Raw genomic sequence first — 13,422 nt, 5'->3', positions numbered from 1 at the left:
ATGTTAACATGCAACCAATCATTTCTTTTGAACAATTCAGCTTTCAATATGAACATGCTGCGCAGCCTACTGTAAAAGACATTACATTTCATATATACCCTGGAGAAAAAGTACTAATTGCTGGACGAAGTGGTTCAGGGAAGTCAACGTTAGCTCATTGTATAAATGGGCTAATCCCCTTTTCTTATGAAGGGATTAGTACTGGTAATATTTTAATTGCCGGAAAAGACTCGAGGAAAGAGAGTGTTTTTGAACAGAGTAAACAGGTAGGAACAATTTTGCAAGATCAAGATGCTCAATTTATAAGTCTTACAGTAGAAGAGGATGTAGCTTTTTATTTAGAAAATGAATGTGTAAATCAAGATGATATGAAAAAGATTGTTTCGGACTCATTAAAAAAAGTAAAGATGCATGCTTTTCGTAAACAAAGTCCACATGAATTATCAGGAGGGCAAAAACAAACTGTTTCTTTAGCAGGTTTGTTAACAACAAATGCTGATATATTATTGTTCGATGAACCGTTAGCAAATTTAGATTCAGCAAGTAGTTTACATACGATAGAACTTATTAAAGGCATACATAAACAATATAATAAAACAATTGTAATTATTGAACATCGAATAGAAGAAATGTTAAACCTGGATTTAGATAAAATCATTTTAATGAATGAAGGGGAAATTGTTGCGATAGGGACACCAGAAGAGATTTTAGCGTCAAATATATTACCATCTATCGGCTTAAGAGAGCCTATGTACGTAGAAGTATTAAAGAAATTGCAGTTTGATGGTAATAATGACGTAATATACTACCCGCTTGAAAATCTTCAAAGGGAAAGTGTTCGTAGCATAATAGATGAGTGGATGGAGAAGCAAGTTTCTTTTAAGGGTACTCCTACAAAAAAAGAATTATTGAAAGTAGAGAATTTGTCATTCTCCTATCCTAATAAACAAAAAGTATTGGACAATGTAAATTTCTCCATATATGAAGGTGAAATTGTAGCACTTTTGGGCCATAACGGAGCCGGTAAATCAACATTAGCTCATAGTCTTATAGGCATAAACAAAACAAAAAATGATAGGATTGTATTTGATGAAGTAAATATCAATTCTTGGTCTATTCGTAAACGTGGTGAGGTTATATGTTATGTGATGCAAAATCCAAATCAGATGATTACACAACCTACTGTTATAGAAGAGGTTTCATTTTCATTAAAATTAAAAAAGTTTTCAAAGGAAGAAATTAAGCTTAGAGCGGAAGAAACATTAAAACTTTGTGGTTTGTATCCATTTCGAAATTGGCCAATTCAGGCATTAAGTTATGGACAAAAGAAGAGAGTAACGATTGCATCTGTACTAATAGCAAATCCGAAACTTATCATATTAGATGAACCGACAGCGGGACAAGATTATTATCATTATAAACAGTTTATGTCGTTTATTAGAAAACTAGCTGTAAAGGGAATATCTTTTATTTTTATCACACATGATATGAATCTCGCTTTAGAATATGCAGACAGAGCGATTGTTCTAGATGAAGGGGAAATTATTGCGAATAATTCCGCGTGCGTTGTATTAGGGGATACAGAAACGTTACAAAGGGCGAACCTAAGGGAAAGTTCTTTATTCAAACTAGTTAAATTTAGTGGAATTTCATATCCTGAAAGGTTTATGGAACATTATTTTGAGGATATTAGGGGGGAGGAAGGTGTATAGTACATATTTTCATCGCATGGATGGAGCAGTGAAACTGTTGTTATTTATTTTTTGTATGACACTTACTTTTTTATTTTTTGATTTTCGTATATTGCTATTTGTATTTATAATTGGATGTATCGGACTATTTATTGCTAAAATTCCATTTCGTAAAATTTGCATTGTTTTTACTGTTATATTTACATTTAGTTTATTAAATTCTGTCATGATTTTATTTATTACACCAACTCATGGATCTGAATTAACCGAATCATATACTTCGTTTTTACATATCGGATATGCAACAATTACATATGAAACATTATTTTATGCAGCTACACTTTCATTAAAATATTTTACGTTATTACCATTTACACTTATTTATATATACACGACTGATCCAAGCAAATTTGTGAGTAGCTTAAGTAAATTTCGAATTCATTATAAGATTACATATGCAATAAATATTGCATTACGTTATATACCTGATATTCAGTCCGAATATAAAGTTATTAAACATGCACAAGAGGCGAGAGGAGTAGCTTTTGAAAAAGGAGAAGCAAGTTTATGGATTCGTATGAAAAACCGTGTCTTAATTTTTTGGCCTTTAATTATTCATTCACTAGATAGAATCGATACAGTTTCAAATGCAATGGATTTAAGAGGATTTGGAAAGAAGAATACACGAACTTGGTTTTATACAAATAAAGCGAAAAGCGGGGATTTCATTGCTTTATTTGTAGGCATTTTTATTTTAATTGTTGCAGTGTATTTAAAGTTACATGTATTTCAAAACTTTTGGTATCCATTTTAAAGCACTCTCAAATGAGTGCTTTTACTTATTTTTATGTGGACATGCTCAAAAAAGGGATATTTACATAATGTATAATACGAACCAGTTAAAATGATCAACTACCTATTAGTTTTCAAACCAAAAGGAGGAGAAAATATGAGTTACGGTGGTTCTTGTGGTTTTGGTGGAGGTTTCGCGTTATTAGTTGTGTTATTTATTTTATTAATTATCGTTGGATGCAGCTGCTGGGGCGGAGGGTACTAATTTCTAATTAGTCTCCACAAATGTAAACTTAAAAAACATAGAAGATACTTATGTATCGAAACAAATAAAAAAGGAGCAATTATGCTCCTTTTTTATTTGTTTTCAGATGAGTTCATATTACATCTCGGCAATGTAATTGTCAAAGTTGTACCTTTATTAATAACGCTTCGGATTTTCAAACTACCTTGCATCGTTTCAATGATCTTAACAGCAACCATTGTACCTAAACCTGTACCTTTTGTTTTTGTACTAAAATATGGTTCACCAAATCGATTTACTTGCTCTTGTGACATACCAATTCCGCTATCCTCAATTCGAATAATAACTTTATTATTACTAATAGATGAGGAGATATGTAAAGTACCACCATTAGGCATTGCTTCAATCCCATTTTTTATTAAGTTTAAAAAACATTGTTGAAAGTGCTGTTTATTGCCTACAATTGTTGCTGTGGAAAAATCTTTTGTAATATGTATTGTATTCATATTGCATAATGGTAAGATCATATTAATAACTCGGTTCAACTCTTGTTCTACTGAAATATGATCTGATTTTTCTGAAGCAGGTTTGGCAAACGTTAAATAATCATCAATAATTCCTTGTGCACGATGTAACTCTTCAAGTATATGTTCAATATACTCGTCTCTTGATTCTGGAGTTAAATTAGGTGTTTTTAAAAGTTGAGTAAATCCTTTTACGACAGTTAAGGGGTTTCTTACTTCGTGCGATATACTAGCAGCAAGTTGGCTAACAATCTCCATTTTTTCCATTTTAATCATCTTCGATCGCATACATACTGCATCTTTTAAAACTTCATTAAAATAAATGCCAAACAACATCAAAATGGTTGGTAATATTATGAAATAAATAATGTACAAATTATTCACTTCAAAATCTGATAAAGTTAATACAATTACAGTTGTAAATATTGCTAGAAAAAATGTTAAAAACATTCCATAAGCTACTTTAATTTTTCTATTATACTTATTAAATTTTGCGGATGCGAATGCTGTAACGATAAACATTGTTCCATAAACTAGTATTGTTAACATACTAAATCCATAAAATGAAAATCTTGTAATTAATAAAATAGCAAACAAAATGATACCAACAGGGAAGCCACCATAAAGTGTGCCTATTATAACTGGTATTTGTCTTAAATCATGAATACAATTTTCATCCATATAGATTGGATAGCGCATACATAAAATAAGAGGGATACTCGTACAAAGGATAATAAGTAATTTTTTATATTTCTTTAAATAGCGTCCGCTATCATATATAAAATAAAAAATAAATATACTACTTAAAATGTAAAGAAGATTATTTAATACGTTTTGATTAATATAAACAAAGTTCATAATATTTTCCTCGTTATTTTGAATTTCCATTTTATATGTATTATACATGATTATAGTAGAAACTTTATGTTTTTAATAATATAGGTTATATCTTTTCAGCATTTGCCACGTTTATCCACTCTTCATAAAATACTTTAACTGATTCATATCGTTCAGCTCGGCTTTCATTTACAGCACAATACGCTATTTCATATAAATTCCTACTTGCTTCCCATTTTGTAAAGGAACGATCTTTTCCATCTCCTAAAATTTCGAAAGCCATCGCCCCCATATTAAATACATTTGTTCTTGCATCAATCATAGCGTTTAGCTCAAATTCTTCAGGAGACATAAAACGCGAGGAGCCCCATAATCTTCCCATTTTATTCACATATGGTTTTTTAGAATATAAATCAATATCACAAATCTTCGTCTCATTTGTATGAAAATTATATAAAATACTACCGTCATAAAAATCTAATGCTACATAGTTTTTCTTTTCGACATATGTATGGAAAGAAAAGATGGAATGTAATGATTGAATTCGTTCCATAACTGATAAATGTTTAAATTTATAAAATGGAGAGCTTGGATTAGTATATTTTTCAGGAGGCGGAAAACTCCAATGCGAATGGAGACATTCACCATCAAACCAATCGAAAATTAATACATATCCAGAGTGAACTGGAAAGTGTTCAATTAGTTTTATAAGCGAGTCATGCTTTAATTCCTCATATAGGAAAACCGATTTTTTTAACCTTTCAATAGCGTCTTTCACAGTTCCTTCATATGCAAGTGTTTGTGCCCCTGCATATTTAATAAATTTCTTACGCCCATCTTTTTCTACACCAAAAGATAGATTGCCTGAATCTTGCTGGTCAAAAACCGCAAATACGTTTCCTAATTTCAATAGCCAATCAAAATTTTGATGTTCTTTTAACTGGAATGTAACTTGATTCAATTGAATTTCAACTGGAATATCTTTCATATTATACCTCGCATTTATTATAATAAAGTTGTATATTTCAGTATTCGACATATTTTGTGAAAATCCTATGTTAATCACATGAAATTTTATAAATATAATAATAAAAGATTATAAGAGGGTGGATAAAATGGAACAACAAATCGTTATTAAGCCATATGAAAAAGAATGGCATAAAGAGTATGTAATAGAAAAAGAGAAATTTATTTCTTTATTCGGAGGAGATTGTATTGCTATTGAACACATAGGGAGCACATCTGTACAAGGATTAGGAGCGAAACCTCTAATTGATATGATGATTGGTGTAACTGATTTGAAAATTACGGAAAAGTGGATTGAAGCGTTATTAAAAATTGGATATGAGTATGTTCCAAAAGAAACCCCTAATTGGCGTTTTTTTAGAAAGGGAAAATGGAGAGCTGGTACCCATCATTTGCATGTTTATATTTATAATAGTGAGGAGTGGAAGAATAACATTTTATTTCGTGATTTTCTTATAGAGCATAAATGGGCACAGAAAGAATATAGAGAATTAAAAGAGGAACTTGCAACTACATATCCTTTTGATCGTGTTTCATATACAAAGGAAAAGGCACCGTTTATTCAAAAAATAATACAGGAAGCTAAAAAGATTGCTAAATAAAGTGAAACTTTAATCAGTGGGGGTTTTCTTCATCCCCCACTGATTATTAGTTGAACCAATCGGACTTTTATGGGCAGTTGATCCCCCACCTAACTTGTTTGCTTCCGCTGAATTTTGAGGTGGGGGGCTTACTGCCCATTAAAGCGGGATAAAATTAAGTGATCTTCAAATTCTCATTTTATTTTAATCTTTCTCTCATGTTCCTTTCTTTTTAATTTGATATTCTGCTTGTTACAGAAGGTTTATAAGGAAGGAGCTTGAATGAATTGGAGAAGCTACTAAGAAATAAATATTTTCATTTGTATGTTAAAATTATAGGCATTACTATTATTTTTTGTAGTATAGCATTGTTATTTATTAATGTAATATACGGCAACGCATTAAATATGAAATGGTTAAATAAGAAATTAGGTTCTTTCGGTGAATACGGGGCAATTTTAGCTGCATCGTTATGGATTTTACGTCACATATGGTTATTTTTAAAAAAGAAAAATATAATTGGGTTTAAATTGATAAAGGATGTATATCTTTTTATTAAAAAGTTTCACGTATTAATTGGATATACTGTATTAGCTGTATCAATTACTCACGGCATTTATTTTTTATTAAAAGGAAGTCGGCATCTGCTTATATTTTATAGTGGTATATTCTCTCTTTTCATTTTAATCATACTAGGAATCGTTGGATTTTTCTTACAGAAACATAATAAAAAAACAAACTTGATATTGTATAGAAAAGCACATCAAATCATTGCAATTATATTTGGGATAGGATTACTCATTCATTTAACTGTATAGGAGGAATTACTGTTGCAACACATATTAATTATTGAGGATGAGGAAAGTTTAGCTGATTTTTTAGAATTAGAATTAAAGTATGAAGGATATAAGGTAGACATTCAGTTTGATGGAAGGAAGGGATTAGAAGCCGCACTTGAAACAAATTATGATCTTATTTTACTTGATTTAATGCTGCCTGGGTTAAATGGACTAGAAGTGTGTCGTAGATTAAGGGCAACTAAAAATACACCTATTATTATGTTGACTGCACGCGATAGTATTATGGACCGCGTGACAGGATTAGATAGCGGAGCCGATGATTATCTTCCGAAACCATTTGCAATTGAAGAGCTGTTAGCGCGAATGAGAGTTATATTTAGACGAGAAGAACATATAGAAAATAAACATGTTTCATCTCTTACATTCAAAGATTTACAGCTCCAGATTGAATCGCGAACGATTACGAAAGGAAATGAAGAAATCGAACTAACAAATAAAGAATTTGAACTATTACTGATGTTTATGAAAAATATTAATAGAGTACTTACCCGTGATGTTTTATTGGATCAAGTATGGGGATATGACGCGATGGTTGAGACAAATATCGTTGATGTATACGTTCGTTATTTACGTAACAAGTTACATAGTGTAGATAAGGAGGAATATATCCAAACGGTCCGCGGTGCTGGATATATAATGAAATGATCAAAAATAGTGTGCAACGAATTCGAAATCTACCTATAAAGTGGAAATTAACACTTTGGTCCACTACTCTAGTATTTATTTTATTCATTTTATATAGTGCTCTGCAGTTTATTGTAATTAATAAGTGGACTATAGACTATGAACAGAAACAAATAAATAGACAAGTGACAGAAATAGCGGCCTATTTCCAAGATAAAAATGATAGCCTTTCGAGTAAAACGTTTGAAAACAGTAAAGATTTCTTAAACAATATGATTGATAAACATCAAATGATTCGTATTATCGGTATGGACGGGAAAACAATTGTTTCTGTTTCTCGAGAGTTTAATGAATCGTGGATAAAACCAAAACAAGTTACACATGAGGAATTATTTATAAAAAGACATGTAGAAGATCGCATATTAGTTAAGCGTATACCAATTCAAACAAAAGAGTTCACTGGTACCATTGAACTTACGAAAAACTTAGAGGCTTTCGATCATTTATTAAAAATTATTCTAGTGGTAATGGTTATTGCCGGAATATGTGGATTAATCTTTAGTTTTTTAGGTGGGCTACTAATCACGAAAAAACTATTATCAAGCGTTCAAAATATAACGGATACGATGAAACGTATAAAGAAAAATGGACTAAATGAACGGGTTCCAGTACGTGAAAATAATGATGAACTTGCAAAATTATCGTTTCTTTTTAACGAAATGATGGATGAGGTAGAAACTTCTTTTACACAACAGAAGCAGTTTGTAGAAGACGCATCCCATGAACTGAGAACACCACTAACAATTATTCAAGGACATTTGTCTATGTTAAATCGGTGGGGGAAAGATGATCCAGCAGTTTTAAATAAATCGCTTCAATCCAGTTTAAAGGAAGTTGATCGTTTAAATAAGTTAGTTTTAGAATTGCTAGAACTATCAAGAGCTGAATCAGAACAGATGCATCCAATCGCAGCTGATCCAGTCCATGTAAATAGCATATTAAAACAAGTCTCACAAAATTTTGCCGTACTTCAAACTGAATTTCAATTTGATATGAAACTGGGTGGAGATGTGGCATATGTCTCAATACCTTCATCTTACTTAGAACAAATTATTATTATCGTAATGGATAACGCAGTGAAATATACAAAAGAAGTTAATAAATATATTTGTATTGAATCTAGTGTACAATCAGGGAAAGTTAAAATTTGTATCATAGATCGTGGAGCGGGAATACCCGAAGCTGATTTACCTTTTGTTCTTAACCGCTTTTATCGTGTGGACAAAGCAAGAAGTCGAAAACAGGGTGGAAACGGTCTAGGTTTGTCTATTGCAAAACGACTTGTAGAGAAATACAACGGAACGATTCAAATAGAGAGTAAAGAAGACGAAGGAACAATCGTTACGATTACACTGCCTACCGTTTCACTTTAATAATTCAAAAAGAAGGGATGTTTTGTGCATTCCTTCTTTTTTACGGTCAAATTATTTTGTTTATTTCGAACTTTCTAGTACATTAGAAATATAAAGGGGGAATAAAAATGAAAGCTATCGTACATCAATATAAAGCTGGATTTGAAGGGGTAGAATATAAAGTATTACCAGAGATAACACCTAATGCTGGAGAAGTGAAAGTGAAATTAAAATCAGCCGGCTTAAATCATCGTGATTTATTTATAATGAATAACAGAAAAGAAATGCAATTACCATTAGTTCTAGGGTCAGATGGTGCAGGTATTGTTACGGAAATTGGAGAAGGGGTTTCAGGTGCTTTATTGAAAACCGAGGTTATTATTAATCCTAGTATTGGATGGGATAATATTGCAGAAATACCTGAGTTACCAGAGGTGTTAGGTGGACCGAAGGATGGAACGTTTGCTGAATATGTTATTGTGCCAGCTGAAAATGTAGTGGAAAAACCGTCATATCTTACTTGGGAAGAGTCTGGGGTTCTATCTTTATCGGCACTAACTGCATATAGAGCGCTTTTTACAAAGGGTAGATTAAAGTGTGGAGAACATGTTTTAATTCCAGGCATAGGCGGCGGTGTAGCGACATTTGCCATGTTATTTGCAAAAGCAATTGGTGCAAAAGTAAGTGTTACTTCAAGGGTAGAGAGTAAAAGACGGTTTGCCGAAACATATGACGCAGACTTTTCTTTTAATAGTTCTGGAAATTGGGAAGAGAGTTTAAGCGGAGAGAAAGTAGATTTAATAATTGATAGTATAGGTCCAGCAACATTCTTAAAATACTTTGATGTATTAAAACCAAATGGGAGAATTGTTAATTTTGGTGCAAGCTCAGGAGATAAAATTGAATTACCATTACGAGCATTATTTTATAATCAAATCGATATAATGGGAACATCTATGGGTAGCCGTGAGGAATTTCATGAAATGGTTAAGTTTATAGAGAAACATAAAATTAAACCAATTATTGATAAAGTATATTCGTTAGAAGAAGCTATTCAAGCGTTAAGTCGTATGGAACAAGGAGAACAATTTGGTAATATCGCACTTCGTATGTAATAAAAATATGATTTCGCAACTAGTATATTTAAATAGCTATGTTATGTATTCTACACATAAAAAGCATATGATTCGTATTATTTGAAAGGTTTTTCAGCTTTATACATAATTAGCCGTTATAATTAGTCTTACTATTGTCAAATGAGTACTAGTAAAATGAGAATTAGATGAGAAAAGTTTAAGCCCATTTTCATATTGATGTTGTATACTGTGTAAATCAAGAACGCTTTTATTTAAGGAGAGAGTATTATGAATTACACAGTATTTCAATGGTTTAATAATTTTGCTGGATCATCCAAACTATTAGATACGCTAATGATTGCTATTACAAATAGTGCTGTATATGTAGCAATTTTGTTTATGTTTATCTTATGGTTTAATAATGGAAAGAAAGTCAATGCCATTAAAAAACAATATACAGTGTTATATACGACACTTTCAGTCATTATCGCTTTACTAGTAAATGTTGTGATACATGCGGTATATTACCATCCACGTCCATTTGTATCACATGATGTGCATCAATTAGTGCCACATGCAGCAGACTCATCATTTGTTAGTGATCATTCTGTACTTGTATTTTCAATTGCATGTGTATTTTTACTTAGAGGAGAAAAACTTAAATATGTCGCTCTTATATGGGCAGTATTAGTTGGTGTTTCACGTATGTACGTAGGAGTTCATTATCCTCTAGATATACTTGGTGCTGCGTTCTTAACATTTATTACGAGCGGTTTAGTAGTGCAAAGTACACGTATGTTTGAACCGATAGCGAAATTTGTATTTAAAATGTACGCATTAGTAGCGAAACGAATTCCTTTTTTAGCGAAATATAATCATATAGCTTAATTTTTATAAATAACTATTTATAGGTTTGTTAAAAAGTTCTCCTTTGGAAATCCAGAGGGGAACTTTTTTATTATGCACAAGATAAGGGTATGCGTATGAAAAGAGTGGCGAAAGAACAACGGAATTAGCATCATAAGTTCCTATTAAATTTGTATAAGTTAACCATCTTGTGACGGAATGTTCGTAAATTTCACGCACCGTACTGTAAATAGAAAAATAAAAGCAGAAACAACAGCTACTTTCAGAACGATTTAAAGGAATTAAAAGGAAAAGTTCGAAACATATAGTATTGAAAGCAAAAATTACATAATTTGTAGCACACCTCTGCAGTAGTTAATTGTGAAAGAAAGGGGATAAATATGCATAAACTTCAAACGAATAAAGGCGCGCGGTATTTTATGGTTGCTTTTATTGTTTTGTTTCTTATTATGCTTTTGCGTTTTTTCTATATTCAAGCAGTAGGGGTCGTCCATAATGTAGATGTAAAGGACCTTGCAACTGAACAACATAATAAAAAGGGTGTTTTGGAAGCAAATCGTGGCACGATTTATGATCAAGCTGGAAAAGTGCTAGTCCAAGATTCCACAACATATCGTGTTGTTGTGAATTTAAAAGGAACAAATAAAGTGAAAAATAAAGATGAAACCGCAAGGCAATTAGCTGATGCGCTTGAAATTGATAAAGAGGATGTATTAAAAAATTTTCATGATGGACGTACGCAAGTTGAAATTGGAAAAGTTGGCCGGAATTTATCTAGAGAAGTGAAGGAACAAATAAGGCAATTAAAAATCCCAGGTGTATCTTTTATGTCAGAGAAAGCAAGAGTATATCCAAATGAAGATTTTGCATCTTATATTCTTGGTTTTGCTAGACCTGATGATAAAGGAAATACAGAAGGGAAATTTGGACTTGAAAAGAGTCTGGATAAATATTTGCGCTCGACAAATGGGAAAATAGAATATGTGGGAGCACCAAGAGGAATCCCGCTTACAAATGATATAGGGAAAATAGAACCCGCTAAAAATGGGAATAACGTATACCTTACGCTCGATAAACAAATTAATAGTTTTCTAGAAGAAGCGATGAATAAGGCACAAGAGCACTATGATCCTTCTATGTTAGTAGGAATCATAGCGGATCCAAAGACAGGAAAAGTTTTAGCAATGTCTAGTAAACCTAGTTTTAACCCTAATAAAGGTGATATCGAGTACTTTTTAAATGATCCAATCGCAAATGCATACGAACCAGGTTCAACAATGAAAATATTTACGTTAGCTGCTGCAATAAATGAAGGGGTATATAACGGGAAAGAATATTTCCAATCTGGAAAATATTCAGTTGGTTCATCTGATATAAAAGATCATAACGGTGGGTTTGGATGGGGATCTATTACATTTGATGAAGGCTTCGAAAGATCATCCAACGTAGCTTTTTCTATTTTAGAAGATCAGTTATTGAAACCGGATAAATTTAAGCAATATATGAATAAATTTGGATTCAACCAAAAAACCGGAATAGATTTACCTGGCGAAAGTAAAAACACATTATTATTAAATACACAAATTCAACAAGTCACAACTTCTTTCGGACAAGGTTCTACAGTAACTCCCATTCAATTAATCCAAGCAGCTACTGCTATAGCAAATGACGGAAAAATGATGCAACCATATATCGTTGACAAAGTTGTAAATCCAATAAATAAACAAGTTATTATGGAAAATCAACCGAAAGAAATTGGGAATCCAATAAAAAAAGAGACAGCGGACAAGGTAAGAGACTTAATGGAGCGTGTTATTACGTCTTCAAAAGGTACTGGTACAATGTATAAAGTGGATGGTTATCCAATAGGAGGTAAGACAGGAACAGCGCAAATTCCGAATCCTGAAAATGGACGATATATGGAAGGAAAAGAAAACTATATTTTTTCATTTTTAGGAATGGCTCCGATTGATGACCCAGAGTTAATTGTATACTTAGCTATTAAGCAGCCAAAGTTAAAGGGAGATGAGTATGGAGCTCAGCCGCTCGCTGAAATATTTAAACCAGTTATGAAAAATAGCCTTGAATATTTAAAAGTGAAACCATATACAGAAAAACAAATGGCAGATGCAACGAAACGATCCCAATTAAAAGTACAAAACTATGTCAATCAATCAATGGATACAGTAGAGAATAGTGTGAAAAAAGAGAAGCTCCAACCGATAATTTTAGGCGAAGGAAAAATAATAAAACAATATCCGCAATCTGGTGAAGTAATGAGTGAAGGGGATCGTATATTTTTATTAGGGAAGAACGCAATAATGCCAAATTTACAAGGTTGGTCCATGCGTGATGTTATGTATTTCTCTAAACTATTAAAATTAGAATTAAAGACTACAGGTACGGGCTATGTAACGAGTCAAAGCATTGAAAAGGGACAAGATATACAAGAAGGCGATGCATTAGAACTAAACTTAGAACCACCTTTACAACCGTTAGTAGAGGCGAATACAAATTAATTCGGACAAAGTGAAGGGTCTATATACAATAGGCTCTTTATTTTATAGATTTAAGTAATTTCACGCACCGTAATTTTTAGAAAAAATAATAAATAAAAGAATTAACAGAAACACGTTATTAAATATCTGATTATTTTTTATTTACAGTTAAATGTTTCTGTGATAATATGGAAAAAATCAAATGCAGTGAAGAGAAGAGTAAATAAAATGAATTTTTCACAGAGAGCTCCATTTAGCTGAAAAGGAGTAAAAATTCTTTATTGAACCAAGCCTCTGAGCGGCACATCGAAACCTTTTATTAGGGGGTGGTGTGACGGGAGCTCCCGTTATAGAGCTATGGTATAAGCATGATTTACAATGCAGTACCTG

The 13,422-nt window shown here is 32.1% G+C and carries 12 protein-coding genes and 1 other annotated feature (1 of these 13 only partly in view); of the genes, 10 read left to right on the top strand and 2 right to left on the bottom strand.

Features of this window, described 5'->3' with window-relative positions; translation table 11 throughout:
* The first annotated feature begins 8 nt into the window (after window positions 1-8).
* The 3 genes from JDS99_RS01510 to JDS99_RS01500 all read left to right on the top strand — a co-directional run bounded on the left by JDS99_RS01510 (window position 9) and on the right by JDS99_RS01500 (window position 2,748).
* A complete protein-coding gene (locus tag JDS99_RS01510) occupies window positions 9-1,712 on the top strand; it encodes an ABC transporter ATP-binding protein (RefSeq protein ID WP_199694315.1) in 1,704 nt (567 codons plus the stop codon).
* Complete coding sequence (locus JDS99_RS01505) at window positions 1,705-2,505, top strand: CbiQ family ECF transporter T component (RefSeq protein WP_199694313.1); 801 nt, start codon at window positions 1,705-1,707, stop codon at window positions 2,503-2,505. The genes JDS99_RS01510 and JDS99_RS01505 overlap by 8 nt, the downstream gene beginning before the upstream one ends.
* Before the next feature lie 135 nt (window positions 2,506-2,640).
* Window positions 2,641-2,748, top strand: coding sequence for a YjcZ family sporulation protein (locus tag JDS99_RS01500; RefSeq protein ID WP_000120182.1), 108 nt, complete (start codon window positions 2,641-2,643; stop codon window positions 2,746-2,748).
* A 92-nt stretch (window positions 2,749-2,840) separates the two neighbouring features.
* Here the strand turns inward: JDS99_RS01500 and JDS99_RS01495 are convergent, their stop codons facing one another.
* Together JDS99_RS01495 and JDS99_RS01490 are read right to left on the bottom strand one after the other, a co-directional pair.
* Complete coding sequence (locus JDS99_RS01495) at window positions 2,841-4,109, bottom strand: sensor histidine kinase (RefSeq protein WP_098047620.1); 1,269 nt, start codon at window positions 4,107-4,109, stop codon at window positions 2,841-2,843.
* A gap of 85 nt (window positions 4,110-4,194) precedes the next feature.
* The gene (locus JDS99_RS01490; RefSeq protein ID WP_199694311.1) at window positions 4,195-5,076 is read right to left on the bottom strand and encodes a protein kinase; all 882 of its coding nucleotides are present in this window, start codon (window positions 5,074-5,076) and stop codon (window positions 4,195-4,197) included.
* 127 nt (window positions 5,077-5,203) lie between these two features.
* On the opposite strand from JDS99_RS01490, the gene JDS99_RS01485 reads away from it, so the two are divergent.
* From JDS99_RS01485 to JDS99_RS01455, 7 genes are all read left to right on the top strand, one after another.
* Entirely contained in the window at window positions 5,204-5,716 is a 513-nt protein-coding gene (locus JDS99_RS01485) for a GrpB family protein (RefSeq protein WP_097908632.1), read from the top strand.
* 266 nt (window positions 5,717-5,982) lie between these two features.
* On the top strand, window positions 5,983-6,513 hold the full coding sequence (locus JDS99_RS01480; RefSeq protein WP_061678537.1) for a hypothetical protein: 531 nt from the start codon (window positions 5,983-5,985) through the stop codon (window positions 6,511-6,513).
* A 12-nt stretch (window positions 6,514-6,525) separates the two neighbouring features.
* Entirely contained in the window at window positions 6,526-7,200 is a 675-nt protein-coding gene (locus JDS99_RS01475; RefSeq protein ID WP_071723193.1) for a response regulator transcription factor, read from the top strand.
* A complete protein-coding gene (locus tag JDS99_RS01470) occupies window positions 7,197-8,612 on the top strand; it encodes a HAMP domain-containing sensor histidine kinase (RefSeq protein WP_199694309.1) in 1,416 nt (471 codons plus the stop codon). The genes JDS99_RS01475 and JDS99_RS01470 overlap by 4 nt, the downstream gene beginning before the upstream one ends.
* Before the next feature lie 107 nt (window positions 8,613-8,719).
* Complete coding sequence (locus JDS99_RS01465) at window positions 8,720-9,706, top strand: zinc-binding dehydrogenase (protein WP_098856990.1); 987 nt, start codon at window positions 8,720-8,722, stop codon at window positions 9,704-9,706.
* Between the two features lie 249 nt (window positions 9,707-9,955).
* Window positions 9,956-10,555: an undecaprenyl-diphosphatase gene (locus tag JDS99_RS01460; protein WP_199694307.1), complete on the top strand. Its 600-nt coding sequence runs from the start codon at window positions 9,956-9,958 to the stop codon at window positions 10,553-10,555.
* 359 nt (window positions 10,556-10,914) lie between these two features.
* A complete protein-coding gene (locus JDS99_RS01455) occupies window positions 10,915-13,053 on the top strand; it encodes a penicillin-binding protein (RefSeq protein ID WP_199694305.1) in 2,139 nt (712 codons plus the stop codon).
* A 177-nt stretch (window positions 13,054-13,230) separates the two neighbouring features.
* Window positions 13,231-13,422 (top strand) — a binding site (T-box leader); it runs 67 nt beyond the window's last position.

Origin of the sequence: Bacillus cereus group sp. N6, assembly GCF_016483705.1 — a bacterium.
GTDB classification, from domain to species: domain Bacteria; phylum Bacillota; class Bacilli; order Bacillales; family Bacillaceae_G; genus Bacillus_A; species Bacillus_A wiedmannii.
Note: the sequence above shows the minus strand (reverse complement) of the source record. Positions and strands in the feature narration are given on the sequence as shown.